The organism is Rhizobium zaerense, from assembly GCF_051810725.1.
Taxonomy (GTDB): Bacteria; Pseudomonadota; Alphaproteobacteria; order Rhizobiales; family Rhizobiaceae; genus Rhizobium; species Rhizobium leguminosarum_I.
Genome location: NZ_CM132690.1, coordinates 2,997,215 through 3,019,250, shown reverse-complemented (window position 1 = coordinate 3,019,250; position 22,036 = coordinate 2,997,215). Strand labels below are relative to the sequence as shown.

Annotated in this window: 21 protein-coding genes and 2 pseudogenes; 12 read left to right on the top strand and 11 right to left on the bottom strand. The window is 60.9% G+C overall.

The window, feature by feature from the left end:
• Positions 1-182: 182 nt before the first annotated feature.
• Positions 183-3,019 (top strand): annotated as a pseudogene (gene gyrA, locus ACS4RR_RS14625) (DNA gyrase subunit A).
• 174 nt (positions 3,020-3,193) lie between these two features.
• Here gyrA and ACS4RR_RS14620 read toward each other — a convergent pair.
• The 3 genes from ACS4RR_RS14620 to ACS4RR_RS14610 form a co-directional block, all read right to left on the bottom strand.
• A complete protein-coding gene (locus tag ACS4RR_RS14620; protein ID WP_260298902.1) occupies positions 3,194-3,328 on the bottom strand; it encodes a hypothetical protein in 135 nt (44 codons plus the stop codon).
• Between the two features lie 36 nt (positions 3,329-3,364).
• The gene (locus ACS4RR_RS14615) at positions 3,365-3,520 is read right to left on the bottom strand and encodes a hypothetical protein (RefSeq protein WP_003539654.1); all 156 of its coding nucleotides are present in this window, start codon (positions 3,518-3,520) and stop codon (positions 3,365-3,367) included.
• A 123-nt stretch (positions 3,521-3,643) separates the two neighbouring features.
• Positions 3,644-3,925 (bottom strand): hypothetical protein, encoded by a 282-nt coding sequence (locus ACS4RR_RS14610; protein ID WP_222383953.1) that lies wholly within the window; start codon positions 3,923-3,925, stop codon positions 3,644-3,646.
• A gap of 90 nt (positions 3,926-4,015) precedes the next feature.
• On the opposite strand from ACS4RR_RS14610, the gene coaD reads away from it, so the two are divergent.
• The 5 genes from coaD to tgt all read left to right on the top strand — a co-directional run bounded on the left by coaD (position 4,016) and on the right by tgt (position 7,958).
• The gene (coaD, locus tag ACS4RR_RS14605) at positions 4,016-4,510 is read left to right on the top strand and encodes a pantetheine-phosphate adenylyltransferase (RefSeq protein WP_017964286.1); all 495 of its coding nucleotides are present in this window, start codon (positions 4,016-4,018) and stop codon (positions 4,508-4,510) included.
• Between the two features lie 47 nt (positions 4,511-4,557).
• Entirely contained in the window at positions 4,558-5,130 is a 573-nt protein-coding gene (locus ACS4RR_RS14600) for a peptidylprolyl isomerase (protein WP_017964287.1), read from the top strand.
• A 29-nt stretch (positions 5,131-5,159) separates the two neighbouring features.
• Positions 5,160-5,669 carry a peptidylprolyl isomerase gene (locus ACS4RR_RS14595; RefSeq protein WP_003559389.1) on the top strand — a complete coding sequence of 170 codons (510 nt, stop codon included), beginning with the start codon at positions 5,160-5,162 and terminating at the stop codon, positions 5,667-5,669.
• 75 nt (positions 5,670-5,744) lie between these two features.
• Positions 5,745-6,827, top strand: a complete 1,083-nt coding sequence (gene queA, locus ACS4RR_RS14590) for a tRNA preQ1(34) S-adenosylmethionine ribosyltransferase-isomerase QueA (RefSeq protein ID WP_017964288.1) — start codon at positions 5,745-5,747, stop codon at positions 6,825-6,827.
• Complete coding sequence (gene tgt, locus ACS4RR_RS14585; protein ID WP_222335200.1) at positions 6,828-7,958, top strand: tRNA guanosine(34) transglycosylase Tgt; 1,131 nt, start codon at positions 6,828-6,830, stop codon at positions 7,956-7,958.
• A gap of 1 nt (position 7,959) precedes the next feature.
• Here tgt and ACS4RR_RS14580 read toward each other — a convergent pair whose 3' ends face one another.
• From ACS4RR_RS14580 to ACS4RR_RS14555, 6 genes are all read right to left on the bottom strand, one after another.
• Complete coding sequence (locus ACS4RR_RS14580; protein ID WP_222383955.1) at positions 7,960-9,045, bottom strand: acyltransferase family protein; 1,086 nt, start codon at positions 9,043-9,045, stop codon at positions 7,960-7,962.
• A 108-nt stretch (positions 9,046-9,153) separates the two neighbouring features.
• On the bottom strand, positions 9,154-9,582 hold the full coding sequence (locus tag ACS4RR_RS14575) for a DUF4864 domain-containing protein (RefSeq protein WP_222383956.1): 429 nt from the start codon (positions 9,580-9,582) through the stop codon (positions 9,154-9,156).
• 82 nt (positions 9,583-9,664) lie between these two features.
• Positions 9,665-10,930, bottom strand: a complete 1,266-nt coding sequence (fabF, locus tag ACS4RR_RS14570; RefSeq protein ID WP_017964292.1) for a beta-ketoacyl-ACP synthase II — start codon at positions 10,928-10,930, stop codon at positions 9,665-9,667.
• A gap of 13 nt (positions 10,931-10,943) precedes the next feature.
• The gene (locus tag ACS4RR_RS14565) at positions 10,944-11,450 is read right to left on the bottom strand and encodes a winged helix-turn-helix transcriptional regulator (protein WP_407768272.1); all 507 of its coding nucleotides are present in this window, start codon (positions 11,448-11,450) and stop codon (positions 10,944-10,946) included.
• Between the two features lie 105 nt (positions 11,451-11,555).
• Positions 11,556-11,858, bottom strand: a complete 303-nt coding sequence (locus tag ACS4RR_RS14560; RefSeq protein WP_456188953.1) for a hypothetical protein — start codon at positions 11,856-11,858, stop codon at positions 11,556-11,558.
• A 232-nt stretch (positions 11,859-12,090) separates the two neighbouring features.
• On the bottom strand, positions 12,091-14,217 hold the full coding sequence (locus ACS4RR_RS14555) for a calcium-binding protein (RefSeq protein WP_407766416.1): 2,127 nt from the start codon (positions 14,215-14,217) through the stop codon (positions 12,091-12,093).
• Positions 14,218-14,478: 261 nt separating this feature from the next.
• On the opposite strand from ACS4RR_RS14555, the gene ACS4RR_RS14550 reads away from it, so the two are divergent.
• Positions 14,479-16,851: an alpha-amylase family glycosyl hydrolase gene (locus ACS4RR_RS14550; RefSeq protein ID WP_456188952.1), complete on the top strand. Its 2,373-nt coding sequence runs from the start codon at positions 14,479-14,481 to the stop codon at positions 16,849-16,851.
• 21 nt (positions 16,852-16,872) lie between these two features.
• Here the strand turns inward: ACS4RR_RS14550 and ACS4RR_RS14545 are convergent, their stop codons facing one another.
• Complete coding sequence (locus ACS4RR_RS14545) at positions 16,873-17,061, bottom strand: hypothetical protein (protein ID WP_026154148.1); 189 nt, start codon at positions 17,059-17,061, stop codon at positions 16,873-16,875.
• 156 nt (positions 17,062-17,217) lie between these two features.
• Positions 17,218-17,506: pseudogene (locus ACS4RR_RS14540) on the bottom strand (hypothetical protein).
• Positions 17,507-17,652: 146 nt separating this feature from the next.
• On the opposite strand from ACS4RR_RS14540, the gene ACS4RR_RS14535 reads away from it, so the two are divergent.
• The 5 genes from ACS4RR_RS14535 (at position 17,653) to ACS4RR_RS14515 (ending at position 22,027) form a co-directional block, all read left to right on the top strand.
• Positions 17,653-18,048: a hypothetical protein gene (locus ACS4RR_RS14535; RefSeq protein WP_260110830.1), complete on the top strand. Its 396-nt coding sequence runs from the start codon at positions 17,653-17,655 to the stop codon at positions 18,046-18,048.
• Between the two features lie 218 nt (positions 18,049-18,266).
• The gene (locus ACS4RR_RS14530; protein ID WP_456188951.1) at positions 18,267-19,097 is read left to right on the top strand and encodes a metallophosphoesterase family protein; all 831 of its coding nucleotides are present in this window, start codon (positions 18,267-18,269) and stop codon (positions 19,095-19,097) included.
• Positions 19,094-20,278, top strand: a complete 1,185-nt coding sequence (locus ACS4RR_RS14525) for an ABC transporter ATP-binding protein (RefSeq protein WP_017964299.1) — start codon at positions 19,094-19,096, stop codon at positions 20,276-20,278. The genes ACS4RR_RS14530 and ACS4RR_RS14525 overlap by 4 nt, the downstream gene beginning before the upstream one ends.
• Positions 20,271-21,194, top strand: coding sequence for a carbohydrate ABC transporter permease (locus ACS4RR_RS14520; protein WP_222383961.1), 924 nt, complete (start codon positions 20,271-20,273; stop codon positions 21,192-21,194). The genes ACS4RR_RS14525 and ACS4RR_RS14520 overlap by 8 nt, the downstream gene beginning before the upstream one ends.
• The gene (locus ACS4RR_RS14515; RefSeq protein WP_456188950.1) at positions 21,191-22,027 is read left to right on the top strand and encodes a carbohydrate ABC transporter permease; all 837 of its coding nucleotides are present in this window, start codon (positions 21,191-21,193) and stop codon (positions 22,025-22,027) included. The genes ACS4RR_RS14520 and ACS4RR_RS14515 overlap by 4 nt, the downstream gene beginning before the upstream one ends.
• The last annotated feature ends 9 nt before the right edge of the window (positions 22,028-22,036 follow it).

The window sequence follows — 22,036 nt, the reverse complement described above, 5'->3', positions numbered from 1 at the left end:
TTTCGATTTGGCAAATATCCCGCGGCGGCCCGCGGCGGATTTGTCCGGTCCGGCCGCGAAACTTGCATGTTTTACCCTCTTTAAGCCGCAAAAGCCTGTTCAAAACGCGCTGTGAAATTGGCGCGGCAACAGGCTTTCCGCTATAAATCTTCCAGTGATTCTAGAAGAGATCGTGATCTGTTTTGACTGAGCAAACACCCCCCGGCGGCGGGAAGCTCCCGCCAGGCATCGAGCCCATCTCCATCATGGAGGAAATGCAGCGGTCGTATCTCGATTACGCCATGAGCGTCATCGTCAGCCGCGCGTTGCCCGACGTGCGCGACGGCCTGAAGCCCGTGCACCGGCGCATCCTCTACGGCATGTCCGAGCTCGGCATCGACTGGAACAAGAAATACGTCAAATGCGCCCGCGTCACCGGTGACGTGATGGGTAAATTCCATCCGCACGGCAACTCCGCGATCTATGATGCGCTCGCCCGCATGGCGCAGCCCTGGTCGCTGCGGCTGCCGCTGATCGACGGTCAGGGCAATTTCGGCTCAGTCGATGGTGATCCGCCAGCGGCCGAACGTTACACAGAATGCCGCCTCGAAAAGGCTGCTCATTCGCTGCTCGACGATCTCGACAAGGAAACCGTCGATTTCCGCGACAACTACGACGGCACGCTGTCCGAACCGGTCGTGGTCCCTGCCAAGTTCCCGAACCTGCTCGTCAACGGCGCCGGCGGCATCGCCGTCGGCATGGCGACCAACATCCCGCCGCACAATCTCTCCGAGGTCATCGACGGCTGCGTCGCGCTGATCGACGATCCGGCCATCGAACTGCCGGAACTGATGCAGATCATTCCCGGCCCCGATTTCCCCACAGGTGCGAAGATCCTCGGCCGTGCCGGCATCCGCTCCGCCTATGAGACCGGCCGCGGATCCGTCATCATGCGCGGCGTCGCCGCTATCGAGCCGATGCGCGGTGACCGCGAGCAAATCATCATCACCGAGATTCCCTATCAGGTGAATAAGGCAACGATGATCGAGAAGATGGCCGAGCTGGTGCGCGACAAGCGCATCGAAGGCATCTCCGACCTGCGCGACGAATCCGACCGCCAGGGGTATCGCGTCGTCGTCGAGCTGAAGCGCGATGCCAATGCCGAGGTCATCCTCAACCAGCTTTATCGCTATACGCCGCTGCAGACCTCCTTCGGCTGCAACATGGTGGCGCTGAACGGCGGCAAGCCCGAACAGCTGACGCTGCTCGACATGCTGCGCGCTTTCGTCTCCTTCCGCGAAGAAGTCGTTAGCCGGAGAACAAAGTTCCTGCTGCGCAAGGCGCGTGACCGCGCTCATGTGTTGGTTGGTCTCGCCATTGCGGTCGCCAATATCGACGAGGTCATCCGCGTCATCCGCCAGGCGCCCGATCCGCAGTCGGCTCGTGAGGAGCTGATGACCCGCCGCTGGCCGGCGGAAGATGTCGAAAGCCTGATCCGTCTGATCGACGATCCGCGCCATCGCATTAACGAGGATCTCACCTACAACCTCTCGGAAGAGCAGGCCCGGGCCATCCTCGAACTGCGCCTTGCCCGCCTGACGGCCCTTGGCCGCGACGAAATCGGCGACGAACTCAACAAGATCGGCGAGGAAATCAAGGATTACCTCGATATCCTCTCCTCGCGCGTCCGTATCCAGACTATCGTCAAGGACGAACTTATCGCTGTCCGCGACGAGTTCGGCACACCGCGCCGCACCGAGATCGTCGATGGCGGTCTCGAAATGGACGACGAGGATCTGATCGCCCGCGAAGACATGGTCGTCACCGTCTCGCATCTCGGTTACATCAAGCGCGTGCCGCTGACCACCTACCGCGCCCAGCGCCGCGGCGGCAAGGGCCGCTCCGGCATGACGACCCGCGACGAAGATTTTGTTAGCCGGCTATTCGTCGTCAACACCCATACGCCGGTGCTGTTCTTCTCCTCGCGTGGCATCGTCTACAAGGAGAAGGTCTGGCGCCTGCCGATCGGCACGCCGACCTCACGCGGCAAGGCGCTGATCAACATGCTGCCGCTCGCACCCGGCGAACGCATTACCACCATCCTGCCTTTGCCCGAGGACGAGGCGAGCTGGGACAATCTCGACGTCATGTTCTCGACGACGCGCGGCACGGTCCGCCGCAACAAGCTGTCGGACTTCGTCCAGGTCAACCGCAACGGCAAGATCGCTATGAAGCTCGAGGAGGAGGGCGACGAAATCCTCTCCGTCGAGACCTGCACCGAACATGACGACGTGCTGCTGACGACCGCACTCGGTCAGTGCATCCGCTTCTCCGTGGACGATGTCCGGGTCTTTGCCGGCCGCAACTCGATCGGCGTGCGAGGCATCAATCTCGGCGATCGCGACCGCATCATCTCCATGACGATCGTTGGTCATGTCGATGCCGAGCCGTGGGAGCGCGCTGCCTATCTCAAGCGTTCCGCCACTGAACGCCGGGCGACGGGCGTGGATGAAGAGGATATTGCGCTGGTCGGTGAAGAAGTCACCGAGGAGGGACAGCTCTCCGACGAGCGCTATGAAGAGCTGAGAGCACGCGAACAATTCGTGCTCACCGTCTCCGAAAAGGGCTTCGGCAAGCGTTCGTCCTCCTACGACTTCCGTATCTCCGGCCGCGGCGGCAAGGGCATCCGCGCCACCGATACGTCCAAGACCGCCGAGATCGGCGAGCTGGTCGCGGCCTTCCCGGTCGATGACGGCGACCAGATCATGCTGGTCTCCGATGGCGGCCAGCTGATCCGTGTGCCGGTCGGCGGCATCCGCATCGCCAGCCGCGCCACCAAGGGCGTCACCATCTTCTCGACGGCCAAGGACGAGAAGGTCGTCTCGGTCGAGCGCATCAGCGAGCCGGAGGAGGAGGAGACGGAGGAGGCTGTCGAGGTCGCCGGAAGCGCCCCTACTACCGACGAAGGTGCTGCCGGCAAAGTGGCGGCGGCGAGGCGCCGATTGCCGATGGCGATCCGGCCGGGCCTGCCGAGGAATGATCAAGTGAACGGGGCGGCTTCGAGCCGCCCTTTTCTTTTCACGCGGGCCATTTTCTTTTCAAGTCGGATAGTGGTTTAGGACTACGCCCAATGAAAAAGCCGGACGCTGGTGCATCCGGCTTTGACTGGCCCTGGCGACGGAAGGGTGTCGCTCAAGGTGGGAAGAGAGGAATGTCAGAACGCTCTATGTTTTTCGTTCAGCGCCTTCACCTCTTCGCCTTCGCGCCGGAGCGCTGAAATCGTCGAGGCCACAGACACGATGAACATGACGCTGATAAGGGCTGTGAGCATTGTCAAGATCGTGAACATAGGCATTCCTTTCCTGGGGAGTTGCGTTCTCGCCCCTCAGTATTGGCCCAGCACGGCCGTCCGGGCCGAAGCATAGGGACCATAAACCTTGGACGTATCAACCTTCTGATCATAGAGAGCGACAGTTGCGGTCAGCATGCCCGTGACCATTACCATCCACAGCACGTTAATCATCGTAATCTTGCCGGGCATTTTTATTCCTTCCGCGCCGCATCTATGTATCGGTTGAATGAACGCATCCGTCTGAAAATGGTTCCGCCGGATGTTGATCGGGTGTTTACCAATGGCGATCTGAAGCGACCTTGAATGTCGCGTTCATCTGGCGTTCAGATTCGAAGCTTCGCGCAGCCGACCCTGGGCGCGCACGATCGCCGCATGCTCGGCGAGCTCCGGCCGTACCCAGCTCACCTCGTATTGATCGGCGAAATAGCCATAGACCATCTCGGCGGCGAGAGAGAAAACGACGGCAAGTGCAACGAGCACGATCAGCATGGACTTGGTCTTTCGGGGAGCGCCGGATGCCGGAATGGCAGCGGCTGCCTTGATGATCCAAGTTAAGCAGATCCCGTCTGAAACCGCCTTGAACGGCACATTCATCCGCCGTTCAGTCGTCCGGAACGACTGGCCAAATCACTTGCGGCAAGCCGGCATCCGTGACAAAAGGCGTCAAACCAACGGCCGGACCAGATGACGACAGCTTTTTATCCGGGGTCCTTCGACCCGATCACCAATGGGCATGTGGATGTTCTGGTCCAGGCGCTGAACGTCGCCGAGAAGGTCATCGTCGCGATCGGCATCCATCCCGGCAAGGCGCCGCTCTTCTCCTTCGAAGAGAGAGCAGAGCTGATCCGCCGTTCGCTGGCCGAGGCGCTGCCCGGCAAGACCGGCGACATCGCCGTCGTCGCCTTCGACAATCTGGTCGTCGATGCCGCCCGCACCCATGGCGCGACGCTGTTGATCCGCGGTCTTCGCGACGGCACCGATCTTGATTATGAAATGCAGATGGCCGGCATGAACCGGACGATGGCGCCCGATATCCAGACCATCTTTTTGCCGGCGGGCACGGCCTCGCGGCCCATTACCGCCACATTGGTCCGCCAGATCGCCGCCATGGGCGGCGATGTCAGCGCTTTCGTGCCGGCCGCCGTCTTGCAGGCCCTCACATCCAAGCGCTCAAACTAGTAAGAACAAAGCAAAGACTAGGCGGAACCCGCCGCAATGGAGCTCACATGAAACTCTTTTATCTCGCATTTGCCGGCGTGTTGTATCTCGCCTCCTTCGCGGGGGATGCTTTTGCCCAGTCGGCCGATCACTATCTCACCATCCAGCTGAAGAACGGCCCTGTCGTCATCCAGCTCATGCCTGAGGTGGCGCCGAAGCATGTCGCCCAGATCGAGGCGCTGGCTAAGAAGGGCGAATATGACAACGTCGCCTTCCACCGCGTCATCGACGGCTTCATGGCTCAGACAGGCGACGTCAAATACGGCAATATGGAAAAGGGCTTCGATGCGAGCCTCGCCGGCACCGGCTCCTCGGATATGCCCGATATCCCGGCCGAATTCTCCAAGACCCCGTTCGTGCGCGGCACGGTCGGCATGGCCCGCTCGCAGGATCCGAATTCCGCCAATTCGCAGTTCTTCATCATGTTCGCCGACGGTTCCTTCCTGAACGGCCAGTACACCGTCGTCGGCAAGGTCGTCTCCGGCATGGAAAACGTCGACAAGATCAAGAAGGGCGAAGGCCAGAACGGCGAAGTCAAAAGCCCAGACCGGATGATCAAGGTCACCCTGGGCAAGAAGTAAGTTACGAGAGAAACAAGAGGAGAAGGCAAATGGCCGAGATCAAGGATCCCGAAAACACCGTCATTCTGGAAACCACCAAGGGCAAGGTTGTCATTCAGCTTTTGCCACAGGTCGCCCCGGAACATGTCGCCCGCATCAAGGAACTCGCCCGCGAGAAGGCCTATGACGGCGTCGTCTTCCACCGCGTCATCCAGGATTTCATGGCCCAGACGGGAGATGTCGAATTCGGCAAAAAGGGCTCGGAAACCTTCAATCCCGGCCGCGCCGGCATGGGCGGCTCTTCGAAGCCGGACCTGAAGGCTGAATTCTCGGCGACCACGCATACGCGCGGCACCTGCTCGATGGCCCGTTCGCAGAACCCGAACTCGGCCAATTCGCAGTTCTTCATCTGCTTCACCGACGCGCCCTGGCTGAACAAGCAGTATTCGGTCTGGGGTCAGGTCATCGAAGGCATGGACAATGTCGACAAGATCAAGCGCGGCGAGCCGGTTTCCGATCCGGACTCGATCGTCTCCATGCGGGTTGCCGCCGACGTCTGATTGTGATTTCTGCTGAAACCCGCCCTTGCGCATTGCTGCGCGGGGGCGGGTTTCGCTTTGCCTGAAAGTGCCCTGATGCGCGTAGACCTTTTCGATTTCGACCTGCCCGATGAACGCATCGCGTTGAGGCCCGCTGAACCGCGCGACGGCGCGCGCCTGCTCGTCGTCGATCCGAATGCGGAAAGCCGCCTGTCTGATCATCGCGTCGGCGATCTCATGTCGTTCCTGCGGGCCGGCGACGCGTTGGTTTTTAACGATACCAAGGTCATTCCCGCCCAACTCGAGGGCATCCGCCATCGCGACGGCGCCGGCGGCCAGCAGGTTTCCGCAACGCTGCACATGCGCGTGGGCGCCAGCCGCTGGAAGGCGTTCGCCAAGCCGGGCAAGCGTATCAAACAGGGCGATCGCATCTCCTTCGGCCATTCCGGCGAAAGCTGTTTCCTCGGTTCGCTCGATGCCACCGTCGAGGAAAAGGGCGAGGCCGGCGAGGTGACGCTGCTGTTCGATCTCTCAGGACCTGCGCTCGACGAGGCGATCGCCGCCGTCGGCCATATTCCGCTGCCGCCCTATATCGCCGCCAAGCGCCCCGAGGACGAGCGCGACCGCGAGGACTACCAGACGATCTATGCCCGTGAGGAAGGCGCCGTCGCCGCGCCGACAGCCGGCCTGCATTTCACGCCCAGGCTGTTCGATGCGCTCGATAGCGCCGGCATCGAACGCCATTTCGTCACGTTGCACGTCGGCGCCGGCACCTTCCTGCCCGTCAAGGCCGACGATACCGCCGATCACAAGATGCATCTCGAAAGCGGTTATGTAAGCGCCGAGATTGCGGCCCAGTTGAATGCCGTGCGGGAAAGAGGCGGGCGCATCGTCTGTGTCGGCACGACCTCATTGCGGCTCATCGAGAGTGCCGCCGAGGAAAGCGGAGAGATTATGCCCTGGGCCGGCGCTACCGGCATCTTCATCACGCCTGGTTACCGCTTCAAGGCGGTCGATATGCTGATGACCAATTTCCACCTGCCGCGTTCGACGCTCTTCATGCTGGTCTCGGCCTTTTCGGGCCTCGATACGATGCGTGCCGCCTATGACCACGCCATTCAGGCGGGCTACCGCTTCTATTCCTATGGCGATGCCAGCCTTCTCTTCCGGAAAGCCTAGATGACCAACACCTTCCAATTCACGCTTGACAAGACCGATGCCGGCGCACGCCTCGGCCAGATCTCCATGCCGCGCGGCGAGATCCGCACGCCGGCCTTCATGCCGGTCGGCACCGTCGGCACGGTTAAGGCCATGTATCTCGACCAGGTGCGCGAGACCGGCGCCGATATCATCCTCGGCAATACCTATCACCTGATGCTGCGCCCGACGGCCGAGCGCGTCGCCCGTCTCGGCGGTCTGCATAAGCTCATTCGCTGGGAGCATCCGATCCTGACGGACTCGGGCGGTTTCCAGGTGATGTCGCTATCCGGCCTGCGCAAGCTCGACGAGCAGGGCGTCACCTTCAAGTCGCATGTCGATGGCAGCCTGCACCATATGTCGCCGGAGCGCTCCATCGAAATCCAGGGGCTGCTCGGCTCCGACATCCAGATGCAGCTCGATGAATGCGTGGCGCTGCCGGCCGAGCCGAAGGAGATCGAGCGCGCCATGGAAATGTCGTTGCGCTGGGCCGAGCGCTGCAGGGTCGCCTTCGGCGAGCAGCCCGGCAAAGCGATGTTCGGCATCGTCCAGGGCGGCGATATCCCGGCGCTGCGCATCCGCTCGGCCGAGGCGTTGAGCCAGCTTGACCTCAAGGGTTATGCGATCGGCGGCCTGGCGGTCGGCGAACCGCAGGACGTCATGCTGGAGATGCTGGAAACGACACTGCCGGTACTTCCTCTGGAAAAGCCACGTTACCTCATGGGTGTCGGCACGCCGGACGATATCCTGAAATCGGTCGCCCGCGGCATCGACATGTTCGACTGCGTCATGCCGACCCGTTCAGGCCGTCACGGTCTGGCTTTTACCCGCCGCGGCAAGGTCAATATCCGCAATGCCCGCCATGCCGAAGATATGCGCCCGCTCGACGAACAGTCGAACTGCCCGGCCTCGCGCGATTATTCGCGTGCCTATCTGCACCATCTCGTCCGCTCCAACGAGGCGCTCGGCGGCATGCTGCTCTCCTGGCACAATCTCGCTTATTACCAGGAACTGATGCAGGGCATCCGCAAGGCGATCGCCGAAGGCCGCTTCGCCGATTTCATGGCGGAAACACAGGAGGAATGGGCGAGGGGTGATCTCGAACCGGTGTAAGCTACTCCGCTCCCGCGTTGCTTGCCGAGGGGACCGCAGACGCCGGGTTTGGTGCAACCATCGTCTTGAGCTTTTTGCGCGCTGGCTCGTCGAAGCGAATGGCAACGATCCCAGCCGCAATGAAAATCGCTATCACGACGACCATACCTGATGCCGGAGAGGCCGGAAGGTCAAAGCCCTTTTGCCGCAGTGACTGCAGCAGGCTGAAGATTGGCCCGTGTAGAATATAAATCGGATAGGAAAGCCTCCCCAGCCAACGGAATAGCAGCTCGACCAAACCGGTCTGCCTTGTGCGCATCGCGAGCCAGACAATGGCCGGAAAGACCACGAGGCATATTGAGAAATCAAAATACGGGAAACCGAAGAACGTGCTGGCCGATATGCCTGTGATGAAGATCAGACATCCACACAGACAAAGGCCGACAATGTTGCCGTTATTGGCCGTAGTCGGGTTCTGGATATCATAGAGCCTGTAGAGGCAGATCCCGAGCGAGAACGAGAACAGCACCCTTGAAAAGCCAAATATGAAGTAGCCAGGCTGGTGGCCGATGTCGAGGTTGCCTCCGACCAATGCCCCGCACATGGTGATGCCCGCAGTCCCCAGGGCGATGGCGAGCAAGCTGCTGAGTGACAGTCGTGTCAGAAGGACGGAGAACAACATCCCCGCCCAGAGCTCGAAGAAGAGCGACCAGCTAGGCCCATTGAAAGGAAAGAGACTTTCAAGATTTGTGCTTGGAACGAACAGGATCGCCTTCAGCAGAAGGCCTGCCAGGGTGAAGTAGTCCAACCCGTTTTGAAGTGCATAGTTGAAAAGGCCAATCGGAAGCGAAAGAAGATAAAGAGGATAAAGCCGAATGATACGCTGCAGCAGAAATCCGGCGGGCGAAATCTGTCCCGTCGTCAGTTGCCTCTCATATGAATTTGCAAGAACGACGCCGCTCAATAGAAAGAAGAGGTCAACGGCAAGGTAACCGATATTCGCCGGCATCGGACCCAGCGTGCCACCGGTATGAAGGAACATGACCACGACGGCCGCAATTCCTCGCAACGCCTCAAGAGCTGTGAAAAATTGTTTGCCAGCGTTCAATATAACAACCCTCCGTTGGTAGTTTGTTACTCCAGGAGGATTTCTAAATCGTTAGCGCAACGAGGCCGTGTAATCAATTGGGTCCCGTCGAAGAGAGGAGACAGCGCGTTAGATGCCCTTGCTGTCCGCGTCCGACATGATCTGCACGCCATTGATCCTGTAGCTGCCGTCCGGCTGGCGGGTGATCTGGTAGATCGCCGTCCAGTCCTTGCCGTCGCGGCCCGAAATCAGCACCTCGTGATAGATCAGCGCGCCGTTGTCGATCGAGCGGCAGCGCCCGAAGGCATAATTGCCTGGGTGATAGACCGGCTCGTAGCTCTTCTTCACCATGGCGAAAAACAGGTTCTTATCGGGATACATCGCCCTGATGCCGGGCGCGGCGAAGGAATAGGCGGTCTCGGCATCGTCCTTGAGGAAGGCCTTGATCTGTTCCTCGATCATAGTCCGCGTCGTGTCGATCGGATCTTCGGCGCGGGCCGATACGGAGGAGAGGGCGGATGCGGCACACAGGATGAGAACTGCGAAGAAGGCGCGCATGGATTGATCTCCGGCTCTGTCAGGGAAACGATCCCCCGACAGGCAGAAGTGTAGGCGATTTCTGGCGCAAGAAAAGCGGACTTTACGACCAGCGCCGGAAGAGGGCGCTGGCATTCACCCCGCCGAAGCCGAAACCGTTGGTGATCGCATAGTCCATTGCCAGCGGCCGCGCCGTCTTGCCGACGATATCGATGCCGTCGGCGGCTGGATCGGCCTGATCCAGGTTGCGGGTCGGCGGCGCGATCTGGTCGCGCAGCGCAAGGATGGTGAAGATCGCCTCCAGCCCGCCGGCGGCACCGAGCAGATGCCCCGTCGCCGATTTGGTCGCACTGACGGCAATGCCGCCATTGCGGCCGAAGATTGTGCCGATCGCCGCGATCTCGCCTCTGTCACCGACCGGCGTCGAGGTCGCATGCGCGTTGAGATGCTTGACCTCGGAGGCGGGGATCTTTGCCTGCCGCAGTGCCGCGTCAATCGCCCGGCGGGCGCCGTCGCCATCTTCAGGTCCTGAGGTCATGTGGTAGGCGTCTGCCGCCGTGCCGTAGCCGACGAGCTCGGCGAGTGGTGTGGCGCCGCGGGCAAGCGCGTGCTCGAGCGTCTCAATGACCAGGATGCCGGCGCCTTCGCCCATGACGAAACCGTCGCGGGCCGTGTCGAAGGGCCGTGACGCCAGCTCCGGCGTCTCGTTGAAGCCGGTGGAAAGGGCACGTGCAGCGGCAAAGCCGCCGAGGCTCACCTTGTCGATGCAGGCCTCGGCACCGCCGCAGATCGCCACATCCGCTTCGCCGGAGCGGATCAGCCGCGCCGCGTCGCCGATTGCCTGGACGCTGGCCGCACACGCCGTCACCGGGGCCCCGAGCGGCCCCTTGAAGCCGTAGCGGATGCTGACCTGGCCGGCGGCGAGGTTGACGAGGAAGGCGGGCACGGTGAAGGGCGACAGCCGCCGCACGCCGCGCGTTTCGCCGATCCGCACCGCTTCGGCGATCGCCGGAAAGCCGCCAACCCCCGACGCGATTATCGTTGCCGTGCGCTGGCGCTCGGCTTCGTCGGTCGGCATCCAGCCGGCCTGTTTTACTGCTTCCTCCGTCGCCGCCATGGCGAAGTGGATGAAACGGTCCATCTTCTTCTGGTCTTTCGGCGGGATGTAACGATCGGGATCGAAGCCGGCCTCAGCATCTTCTGCGATACCGGGAACGATGCCGCCGACCTTGGCCGAGAGCTCGCCGACGATATCCTCCGCCAGCACCCTCAGCCCCGAACCGCCGTCGAGAAGGCGCTTCCAGGCCGGATCGACGCCGGTGCCGAGTGGCGAGACCAGTCCCATGCCGGTGACAACGATACGGTCCATTTCGCTTTCCTTTCTATGCGTCGATGCCGAGATACCAGGCGCGCATGCGGGCGATCCGCTCATGCACTTCGTCATCGGCGGCGGGGCCTGCAAGCAGGCTGGTGTTCTCGGGTGTCACCTGTTCGCCAGTCTGCGCATCGACCAGCATCGTCTCGCGCTCCCTGCCGGAAGCGGCATCGCCCAAGAGAAAGGCGAGATCCTCTTCCGGGATGTGCCGGTTTCCCCAGGAAAACAGCGTCATCAGAACAGGAAAGAAATCACGGCCCTTGTCCGTCAGCAGATATTCGTAGCGGGCAGGGCGTTGCTGGTAGAGCCGCCGTTCGAACAGTCCCTTTTCCGTCAGGTGTTTGAGGCGCCGCGTCAGGATGTTCGGCGCCACGCCGAGGCTTTTCTGGAATTCGTCGAAGCGTGAAAGCCCCTGGAAGGCGTCGCGCAGGATCAGCATGCTCCACCAGTCGCCGACGCTGTCGAGCGCGCGCGCCGCCGGGCATTTGAAATCGCTGAAGCTGGTTCGTTGCATGATCGATGTAACTATAGCAGTGACTATCATCATGCAAGTTACTTTTGGCAGTGTAGCAAAAAGTGCGCAGCGGCTTTGCGTCCGGAATGCGTATCAAGAAATGCGCTAAACGGCGTCGCTCTCGAAAATCCGGGCGAGCAGCATGCCAGTGACGAGCATGCCGACTACTACGAAGATCGTATCGCCCGGCGTGCCGATATAGAGCGGCCCGACATTGGCAAACAACAGGAAGGCGATGAGGAAGTTCGCCCAGCCCCAGACGACATTCGCCGTCGGCGAGCCGAGCTTCGCCCGCGGCGCGAAAGGGATGCGGAACGGCCTGCCGCTGACGCCGTTGACGAAATGTGGGACGCCGTTGGTCAAAAATGCCGCGGCGATGAAATGGGCGATATAGGCGATCCAGGGCAAAGGCTTCTCCGTTGCGGCACGGGTGGCGTCAACGGAGAATGTGGCCGGGATTTTCATGCCGGCAAGAGGAGGCTAAAGCATGTCGCGCAAAAGTGTGCAGCGGTTTTGCGGCAACGACATGCGTAAAAACAAAGAGTTAAAGCGCAAGGAGCGAATCTGAAAGATCGCGACGCGCTTTAGAAACGCACCTGGTGCGGCAGCCCGCCGTCGAATAGCGACGGGCCTGCCAGGGTCAGATCAGCACGAAATCCTTGAAGTGAAGCGCCGGAGAATTGTCGAGATCGGCGACATGGATTGCCGCACCCGCGGCACTTCCATCCGCATCAAAGGATAGAATGCCGCTGGCCTGGTCGTAGATCAGTCTATCGTCTGCTTCGAGCGCTTTCGTTCCGACAACGAAATTCTCATCCGAAAATCCGGATAGGCTCAGTGCGGCGAAAATCGAATGGTCGAGCAGCAGCTTGTCGCCGGCCGCCGAGGAGAAATCCCGGATCTTGTCGACGCTCACATTGTCGGGCTTAACGTCGAAAACGAAGGAATCGGCCCCTCCGCCGCCGGTCAGAATGTCTGCGCCGGCTTTACCGATCAGCTTGTCGTTGCCGAGCCCGCCGCTCATCTGGTCGGCGCCCTTGCCGCCATTGAGACTGTTGCTGCCGTCGTTGCCTGTCAGCACGTTGGACGTGTTGTTGCCCGTCGCGCTGAGATTGGCCGTCCCGGTCAAGGCAAGGTTCTCGATCGTCCCGGCCGTGCGCTTCAGATCGGCCAGGCTGAAGGAAGTCGAAGCCTTGACGGTATCCTTGCCGGATCCGCCTGTCTCATCGGCAAAATCGCCGGCATTGTCGACCACATATGTATCGTTGCCGGCGCGCCCCGCCATGTGGTCGGCGCCGGTGCTTCCATCGAGGATATTGTTGCCGGAATTGCCGACGAGAACATTCACCAGGCCATTTCCGGTGCCGTTCAGATTGGCGGTGCCGGTCAACGTCAGATTCTCGACATTTCCGATCGTATGCGCCGTATCCTTGAGGCTGAAGCTGATCGACGACATGACGGTATCCGTTCCGCCGCCCCGGCTTTCGTCGACGATTTGATTCGCATTGGTCACGGTGAAGGTGTCGTTGCCGGTGCCGCCGTAAAGATGGTCGGTGGCCGGCGGCGGTGTGCTGGCGCCGGTGCCTGCTACCTCGACGATAACGGGATGGTCGACGACATCGAGCGTCAGCGATGAGACGTTGCTGAGGCTTTTGATCGCCGTCGTTCCGGTCAGCGGGTCGAAGACCTTCACGGAGCCGAACGAGGCGCCGAGATTGACTTTGACGGCCGTGTCCGCAGCCTGAATGGCGGTATCAGTGGACTGGTTCCAGATATCGGGCTCATTCCAGATGGCGATCTGGTAGCTTCCGTCCGATTTTTCCGTCAGCAGGCTGCCGGCCGAGGACGGCAGACCGTCGATCGAATAATTGAGGGTCCCCGGGCTGAAGCTCGCCTTCGCGGCGCCGTCGTCCGCAAGGATTTCGGTCAGATTGTGGATCGCCGTCGCGGCCGGCTTGGCGGAATAGTCGAGATGAAAAAGGCCGAAATGCTTTTCCTGATTGGCGCCCTGCGGATCGGAATAGGCGTCCAGCAGCTCGTAGATGAATGTCTGTTTCGATCCGAGTGCGGCGCCGTCCATCAGCGTATTGAGCAGGAGTTTTGCCTGCGTCGCTTCACTGACGCCTTCCCAGCCGCCATTGGTATCGGCGGTGAGCGAGGTGTGGTAACCGGTCTCGGTGATCGCCAGTGGCTTGCCCGGATCGGCAGCGCGCTGAACGCCGGATTCTCGGGAAAGCCATGAATATGGCTGGTCGCCATCCTTCGCATAGGTGTGGATCGTCGTGTAGTCGGAGGCCGACGCGACCGTATATCCGGTAAAGCCGAGAACGGGGATATTCTTCAGCAAGGGATCGGCGTTGACCGCGGCAGACAGGTCCTTCTGATAGGCGACCGCTGCGGCCTGGCCGCTCAGGCCGTGATAGCTGACCGGCCAGTTGTTGACTTCGTTCGGTCCTTCGATGCCGACGACCGATCCAGGATGGGCCTGCACGAAATCATGCAGCCGCTGGGCCACGGTGGCGGGGTCGACTTCCCGCTGGGCGCTGAAGACGAATTGTACGCCGGCTTCGGCGGCATCGCCGAGATGCATTTGGCCGTTAGGATCGGAGGCGGAGTTGGGGGCGTGATCGCGAACTGTATCAAGGCCAAGATAGTCGAGAGCCTTAACCACTTCTACGACGTTGGAATATTTTCCGTCGGTGTAGTCGATATGCGTGTCAATTCCAAAGGAACGAATAATATCGTTTATTCTAACGGCTTGAACCATAAGCTTTTCTCCCGGTTTACGAGGGAAGTGGCAATGGAAATGAATCCCCATTTATTGGTGCCAATTCGATTTAATACACGAGGAGGATCGTGCGGCGATGACTCGTTATCCATGATATATTGTTGCGAATGTGGCTCAATTCGGATTGTATTTATTATGTAATCTGCGCTTGCATTTTTTCGTTCGGCCGGCTGATCATGCCCGAGTGGGACGGCCCATAGTCAGAGTCTGGCGAAATCCGACATGGTTTTGGAGGATCCGATGACCGTCAATGTTCAATTCCGGTTTCGCAGCGGCCTGCCCTCGATGGCGTTCGACAATGTCCGCCTTCGCGGCAGTTGGGACGAGCAAGGCCGCCCCTCGAACGAGTGGACGTCTGTTCCTATGCAGCGCTCTCGTGACGAGGATGGCTATGATGTCTTTGTCATCAGGGTTCCCTTTCCCGATGACGCGATCGGCACGCATTTTCGCTGGGGGATCGAACTCGATCGACCCGGCGTTTCAAGCCTTTGGGCGATCGCCGCCGAATTGGAGGACGAGGCCTCGGCGCTTCGCGAACGCTCCTTCGATCTCCAGCAGGACTTGGCGCCGCAGACCTATTATCTGACATGGATCGGCCGTCTGGGGGCGAACCGGGTTGAAAGGCGCGACGGTGGAGACGGCATTCGTTTTTCGGTCTGGGCGCCGAACGCCAGGGCCGTTTCGCTCGTGCTTGCCGATCCCGCCGTCGGTTACATCGCCGATGACGGGACCGGAGCGGTCGCAACCATCAGGATGCGAAGGACCGTTGACGGATTCTGGAGCGTTGAAACCGGCGAGGACCACGGACTTTCCGATTTCGACCGCATGGTCGGCACGCCCTATATGTACCGCGTCACCAGGGATGACGGATCGCTCGCCTACCGCACCGATATCTGGTCCCTCATGCAGATCGGCGCGGGAGACTTCGATCCCGATGGAGCGATCTATCACGGATCGCCGGCGGCATTGGACGGACCGCAAAGCTGTTCGGTGGTCTGCGACCCGAAGCGGGTGGTGCTGCCGTCGGGGGAGGAGCTTGCCGCCGAGGCGTTCTGGGCCGACGAATTCGCCGGCGGTCGAAAGCTTCCGGATCGGCTCGAGGATCTGGTGATCTATGAACTGCATGTCGGTGCCCTCGGTTTCGGTAAGGCCGCGCCCGGCACGCTTGATGATGCCATTGCCTTCGTCGAGCATCTTACCGAGCTCGGCGTCAACGCTGTGGAACTGCTGCCGATTGCGGAATTCGAGACGCGGGCCAACTGGGGTTACGGCACGTCGCATTTCTTTGCCGCCGATCAGGGGGCTGGCGGTACCGACCGGCTGAAGATGTTCGTCAAGGTCTGCCACCAGCGCGGCATCGCCGTCATCCTCGATGTCTGTTACAACCACTTCGATCCGGATGGCGAGCGGGCGCAATGGGCCTATGATTCCAACGATCACACCCGCAATGTCTATTATTGGTACGAGGGACGCCCCCGCGATTACGCCGACCCGACAGGCGGCTATATCGACAACATCTCCACGGGATGGGCGCCCCGCTTCGACGAGGAGGCCGTGCGCCAGCTTTTCATTTCGAGCGCGGCATTTCTCGTCTCCGTCTGCCATATCGATGGTTTCCGGCTCGATCAGACAAGTTCGATCCATCAATATCCGGTGCTGCATGCCGATGGCCGGCGCGCCGATCGCGCCGCTGCCTTCGGGGCCAAGTTTCTGAAGCAGTGGACCCGCACGATGCGGCTGATCAAGCCGCAGCTTTTCCTGACGGCCGAGGATTATTCGGACTGGTCGGCGATGACGGAGCCAAGCCTGACCGGCAACGGGCTCGGCTTCGATGCGACCTGGTACGGTGATTTTCATCACAACCTCGTCGAATACCACGGCGGCGCACAGGCGCAGCTGTTGAAGAATGCCGGTTTCGGGGACAAGCGGGCGCTGACCATGTCGTCTCTTGCCGGCGCATTGCAGACGAGCGCGCGATCCAAGGTGGTCTACAACCAGTCGCATGACGATTGCGGCAATCGTGAAGGATCGGCACGGACCGCTGTTATCGCCGTCAATTTCGCGCCTGTTGTCGGCGAGACCAGGGCGTGGGCAGAGGCGAGATCCCGTTTCGCGGCTGCGATGACGCTGCTATCGCCGGGGACGCCGATGTTTTTCATGGGCGAGGAAATCGGAGCCCAGAAGCCCTATCGCTACAATGATTTCCTCGAGAACCGGGAGAATATTCTCGGCGAAGCTGATGGCAGTGGGGCAGGGATGCTCAGCTGTTATCGCGATCTGATCGCGCTCAGCATCCGCCAGGATGCCATTCGCTCCCGCAACATCTCCATTCCCCTGGTTCATGATGAAAATCGAGTGATCGCGTTTCATCGATGGAATGACGGCGAGGATTTCCTTGTCGTGGGGTCGCTGAACGACGCTCCCTTCGAACACGGCTATCGGTTGCACAGCGAACGGCTGGAGGACGACCTCTGGGAGGAGATCTTCAATAGCGATGCTCGCACATATGGCGGTTGGAACGTCGGCAATGGCGGCGGGAGAATCAGAGCCACGGCCGGAGTGCTGAATGCCGTGCTGCCGGCATCGGGCGTTCTGGTCTTTCGTAGGCTATGACGCTTCCGACGTCCGGTATGGTCAGGCAAAGCCGAGCGGCAGGTTTTCCACTTTCCTGTCATTGCCGTAGTCGCGCTCATGCGGCGAGCGACTGCGGCCGTCGCGGCGAGCGGAAAGATCGATCCGGTTTTCGGCAAAGATCCCATCGGGATAGGTGCCGGTGTCATGGCAATCGGCGTCGATCTTGGGTGCAAGGATTTTCAGGATCATCGGGGTTCCTCCACGGCGCAGCATCAACAGTTGGAAAGGTTGTCTGGTTCCATTCATAATCCCGCAATTATTAATAAATTAACCATAAATGCCGGTCTTCGGCAAAGGAGATCGCCATCGGCCTAGCCGGACAGCCGCGATCGTTCTCAGGAACGTTCAATGGACGTTTGACGACGAGGACATCGACGCCAGCATTCCCTCGGTCGTGCGGACCAGCCGCACTGTGTGCGCCAGCACTTCGGCGCCGGCCTTTGTCTCGCATGCTCTCCAATCCGTCCGCCATCTCAATCAGCGCTGGCAGCATGTCGGCCCGTCCGATCACTTCGGCCGATCTGGCGAGTTTGCGCAACGCCTCCGAATAGCTCGATATCATTGTGCGTTTCCGATCTGCCGGAATATCGCAGAACGAGCGTTTTTCAGCAGGCGACAGTAGTGACATCGACATGGACGCGACCTGTTGAACCTCGAACGAGCTCGCATCCGCATTATTTGTTCCCGAGCCGGTCAATCGTCGCGAGGGCCGGCCGCTTGCATTGAAATGGAACTCCGGACCTGGATGGCCGTTGAGGTGCATGAACACAGGAGGTTTCCATGCAGCTGATCGATACTCGGGTGACACAAGCCGGCGACATCTTCACCGTGGAATTCTTGGGCGAGGGAGGAGAATCGATTTCCGTCAAATTCGACAACTCCCATGGCGAGCTCGACGATACGACGGCGGTCGAGCACGCCAAGGTCATGATGGTTCAGCTGACCGCCTTTGCCGGCGGCGGAGCCGACGGCAGCATCAACCGTTACGATGCCTTGAGCAACGGCAATTTCGACGAAGGCAGCAAGGGCTTGATCGGCCAGCCGAGCGCGCGTTCGGCCGGCGACAGGCAAACGCTGGAAGAGGAACTCGACGAAGGCCTCGAGGACAGCTTTCCTGCAAGCGACCCTGTATCGGCAACGGTATCGTCCATTCCCGCAAACGCGCCACGGCACTGATTGCAACGCAATGTTGCAGGCGCCCGCATGTTCTTAATTCCAAACACCGGCCAAGGCTGCTCCGGTTTCCACGCGCTGCCTTGGTCTGCATGACAGATTGATGTCAAAACTGAGAAACAGCTGAAAACCTCAGCTGTGTGATTGACATGGGAGCCTTCTAGAGAGGGCAGGAGAAGGGAGCGCGGGTGACGCGCTGCCGAGGTCTCGGAGACGCGCCCATGAAAATCATTCAGATCACCGACACCCATTTCAGTCCCGGCAAGCCGCATTTCAACGGCAACTGGGCACCGCTTCTGAGCTGGATCGAAGCGACCGGCGCCGACCTGATCGTCCATACCGGCGATCTCACCGTCGACGGCGCCGATAAGGACGACGACATCACCTTTTCGATGGATCTGATGCGCCAGGTGTCGATCCCGATGCTGATCGTCCCCGGCAATCACGATGTCGGCCACCTCAAGGGATCGGATCAGCCCGTCAATGCCGAGCGGCTGTCCCGCTGGCGCAGCCTTGCCGGCGACGACCGCTGGCTGGAGGATGCGGCCGGCTGGCGCTTCATCGGGTTGAATTCGCTGCTTCTCGGTCATGAGGATGACGAGGAGGACGCCCAGTTCGAATGGCTAGCTCAGGCGCTTTCCGACAGGGCAGGGCGACGCGTTGCGCTTTTTGCGCACAAGCCGCTATTCGTAGACGCGCCAGATGAAGGCGATACCGGATATTGGAGTGTTCGCCCGTCTGAGCGCCGGCGGCTCTACGATCTGATCGCTGCCCATGACGTGGCGCTGTTTGCAAGCGGCCATCTCCACTGGGCCTGGCAGGGGCGCTTTGACAATACCCAGCTGACATGGGGTCCGTCGGCCGCCTTCATTATCGACAAGATGGAGCGCGAGATGCCGGGTGAACGCCTGATCGGCGCGGTCGTCCACGAGTTCGATACTGCTGTCGAAAGCACGATCATCGCCGTTCCCGGCATGACTGCGCATGTGCTCGACCATGTCGTGCACGAGGTCTATCCCCAGGCGCTCAAGCAGCGGGAACCCGCCGAATGAGCGCGCTCTCGCTTCGCGGCATCAGCAAGGCTTTCGGCGGCAACCAGATCCTCAATGGCGTCAGCCTGGATGTCGCCGCAGGCGAATTCATCGCGCTGGTCGGCCCTTCCGGCTGCGGCAAGAGCACGCTGTTGCGCGTCCTTGCCGGCCTCGATCACGCCGACCGGGGCGAGATCCTGATCGGCGGACGAGATATGTCCGGCGTTGCGGCCGCCGACCGCAACATCGCCATGGTCTTTCAGTCCTACGCGCTTTATCCGCATCTGACGGCCTCTGAAAATATCGCCGTGCCCTTGGCGATGCGCCGGCTGTCGAGAATGCAGCGGCTGCCCTTCATCGGGTCGCTGATACCGGGCCAGCGCGCCACCCGCAGGGCGATCGCCCGCGACGTTAGGGATATGGCGACGTCGCTGAAGATCGACCACCTGCTTGACCGCAAGCCCGGTCAGATGTCGGGCGGCCAGCGTCAGCGCGTGGCGCTGGCCCGTGCCATGGTGCGCCAGCCGAGCATCTTCCTGATGGACGAGCCGCTCTCCAACCTAGACGCCAACCTGCGCGTCCACGCCCGCGGCGAGATCGTCGATCTGCATCGCCGCGCCGGCGTGCCGACACTCTATGTGACCCATGATCAGGCGGAAGCGCTGTCGATGGCCGATCGTGTCGCCGTGATGATGGGCGGAAAGCTGCTGCAGATCGCCAGCCCTGAGGTCATCTACGATGATCCCGCCCATATCGAGGTCGCTCGCTTCATCGGCCAGCCGCGCATCAATCTGCTGCCGGCCTTTGCCGAAGGCGGCGTCATTCTCTGCGGCGGCCTGCGCCTGATGCTTGAAAACGCAGCCGACGGGAAGACGCCGGTCACGCTCGCTATTCGCCCGGAATTCGTTTTTCTCTCCAAGAGCCGGCATGACGGCCTTGCCGCCCGGATTGAACGCGTCGAATTCCTGGGCTCCGAGGTCATTCTCCATTGCCGGCTCGACGCGATCGGCGAGACTATCGTCGCCAAGGTTCAGCCCTCCGAAGCCTCGGGCCTCGCGGCCGGCGATCCGGTCGGGCTGCGGCTTTCGCCCGGTCGCACGCTGATCTTTGCCGAGGACGGCAGCCGGCTGGCCGGCAGCGTTGCAACAGGCGATGCCGGGCTGATTGCGGGCGACTCTCAACGGGAGAGGGCGCATGGCTAGCATCGTTTCCATGGCCGTGGGGTACGATGCCGCCGTTGCGCATCGGCGCAGCGAGGCCCGTATCGCCTGGATGCTGGTGATGCCGGCGATGATCCTGCTGTCTCTCTTCGTTCTTTTGCCGGTTGTATCAGTCATCGTGCTCGGCTTTACCGATTTCGAACTCGGCTACGGCAAGTTTCGTTTCGTCGGCTTCGAGAATTACGCGCACTTGATCACCGACCGCACGTTTCGCAAGTCGCTGTGGAATACGACGGTCTATACGGCGATCGTCGCACCAATTTCGATCCTTCTCGGCCTTGGCATCGCCATGCTGATCGAGAGCGAGACGAAGGCGCGCAGCTTCTTCCGCACTGCCTATTTCCTCCCGGTCGCCTCGCTGATCGTCGCCATGGCGACCGTCTGGCAATACATGTTCCACCCCACAATCGGGCCGCTCAACGCACTGCTCGCCCTCGTCGGGATTCCCGGCCCGAACTGGCTCGGCAGCTCCGGCACGGTGCTTTACAGCCTGTCGATCATCGGCGTCTGGCAATCGGCCGGCTTCAACATGGTGCTGTTCCTGGCCGGGCTGACGGCGATCCCGCGCGAGCTCTATGCGGCCGCCGAGGTGGACGGCGCCAGATCCTCCCTCGACCGTTTTCTGCTGGTGACCTGGCCGATGCTCGGGCCGACGACGCTCTTCGTCGTCACCATCAGCATCACCAATTCAGTCAAGGTCTTCGAGACCGTGAAGACGCTGACCGAGGGCGGTCCGAACAAGGCGTCGGAAGTGCTGCTCTTCACGATCTACCAGGAAGGCTTCGTCTATCTGCGCGTCGGTTATGCCTCGGCGATGACGGTGGTCTTTCTGCTGATCCTGGTGGTGCTGATGTTCCTGCAGTACCGCATTCTCGATCGCCGGATGCATTACACATGATGACGAGCGCTTTTTCCCTCGGCAGGATGATCCGCCTGACCCTGCTTTCGCTCGGCGCGATCATCTTTCTGTCGCCCTACGTCTTCATGATCTCGACGGTAGGCAAGGCCCAGAGCGACATCTTCACCTCGTCGCTGTCGCTGATCCCGGCGCACTTCACCTATGCCGAGAATTTCGCCAAGGCCTTGAGCCGGGTGCCGATGGCGCAGCTGTTGTGGAACGGCGTCGTCGTCTGCGGGCTGATCTTCTTCTTCCAGGTGCTGGTGGCGATCCCTTGTGCCTACGCCATGGCAAAGCTGCGCTTCGCCGCCGCCCGCGCCATGATGGTGCTGGTCATGCTCGGCCTTCTGGTGCCGATCCATGCGACCGCGCTGCCGCTCTATGTTGCCTTCGACCGCGCCGCGCTGCTCAACAGCTATGCCGCCCTTGTCGCGCCCTTCACCATTTCGGTTTTCGCGATCTTCATGTTCCTGCAGTTCTTCCGCGCCATGCCGGATGATCTGATCCATGCCGCGCGTCTCGACGGCATGTCGGAACTCGGCATCGTCGCCCGCGTCATCCTGCCGAATGCCTGGCCGGCGGTTACCGCCTTCGCCATCTTCTCGGTCGTCGCCCATTGGAACGATCTCTACTGGCCGCTGATCGTCATCAGCAAGCAGGACTATGCCACACCGCCGCTTGGTCTGATGTATTTCCGCGCCGCCGAGGCCGGCGACGATTACGGCGCGCTGATGGCGGCGACCCTCATCATTACCCTTCCCCTCGTCATCGCCTTCCTGCTTGCGCAGAAGCGCTTCGTCGAGGGCATCACCATGACCGGTCTCAAAGGCTGACCGGTTTCA

Bases quoted from the DNA above. Each gene is read 5' to 3' on its own strand.
- ACS4RR_RS14545 (WP_026154148.1), bottom strand. From the start codon at position 17,061: ATGATCCTGAAAATCCTTGCACCCAAGATCGACGCCGATTGCCATGAC.
- ACS4RR_RS14600 (WP_017964287.1), top strand. From the start codon at position 4,558: ATGAAACTCTTTTATCTCGCATTTGCCGGCGTGTTGTATCTCGCCTCC.
- ACS4RR_RS14515 (WP_456188950.1), top strand. From the start codon at position 21,191: ATGATGACGAGCGCTTTTTCCCTCGGCAGGATGATCCGCCTGACCCTG.
- ACS4RR_RS14535 (WP_260110830.1), top strand. From the start codon at position 17,653: ATGCAGCTGATCGATACTCGGGTGACACAAGCCGGCGACATCTTCACC.
- ACS4RR_RS14550 (WP_456188952.1), top strand. From the start codon at position 14,479: ATGACCGTCAATGTTCAATTCCGGTTTCGCAGCGGCCTGCCCTCGATG.
- ACS4RR_RS14525 (WP_017964299.1), top strand. From the start codon at position 19,094: ATGAGCGCGCTCTCGCTTCGCGGCATCAGCAAGGCTTTCGGCGGCAAC.
- coaD (WP_017964286.1), top strand. From the start codon at position 4,016: ATGACGACAGCTTTTTATCCGGGGTCCTTCGACCCGATCACCAATGGG.
- queA (WP_017964288.1), top strand. From the start codon at position 5,745: ATGCGCGTAGACCTTTTCGATTTCGACCTGCCCGATGAACGCATCGCG.
- ACS4RR_RS14565 (WP_407768272.1), bottom strand. From the start codon at position 11,450: ATGCAACGAACCAGCTTCAGCGATTTCAAATGCCCGGCGGCGCGCGCG.
- ACS4RR_RS14555 (WP_407766416.1), bottom strand. From the start codon at position 14,217: ATGGTTCAAGCCGTTAGAATAAACGATATTATTCGTTCCTTTGGAATT.
- ACS4RR_RS14620 (WP_260298902.1), bottom strand. From the start codon at position 3,328: ATGTTCACGATCTTGACAATGCTCACAGCCCTTATCAGCGTCATGTTC.
- ACS4RR_RS14575 (WP_222383956.1), bottom strand. From the start codon at position 9,582: ATGCGCGCCTTCTTCGCAGTTCTCATCCTGTGTGCCGCATCCGCCCTC.
- tgt (WP_222335200.1), top strand. From the start codon at position 6,828: ATGACCAACACCTTCCAATTCACGCTTGACAAGACCGATGCCGGCGCA.
- ACS4RR_RS14610 (WP_222383953.1), bottom strand. From the start codon at position 3,925: ATGAATGTGCCGTTCAAGGCGGTTTCAGACGGGATCTGCTTAACTTGG.
- ACS4RR_RS14595 (WP_003559389.1), top strand. From the start codon at position 5,160: ATGGCCGAGATCAAGGATCCCGAAAACACCGTCATTCTGGAAACCACC.
- ACS4RR_RS14615 (WP_003539654.1), bottom strand. From the start codon at position 3,520: ATGCCCGGCAAGATTACGATGATTAACGTGCTGTGGATGGTAATGGTC.
- ACS4RR_RS14520 (WP_222383961.1), top strand. From the start codon at position 20,271: ATGGCTAGCATCGTTTCCATGGCCGTGGGGTACGATGCCGCCGTTGCG.
- ACS4RR_RS14530 (WP_456188951.1), top strand. From the start codon at position 18,267: ATGAAAATCATTCAGATCACCGACACCCATTTCAGTCCCGGCAAGCCG.
- fabF (WP_017964292.1), bottom strand. From the start codon at position 10,930: ATGGACCGTATCGTTGTCACCGGCATGGGACTGGTCTCGCCACTCGGC.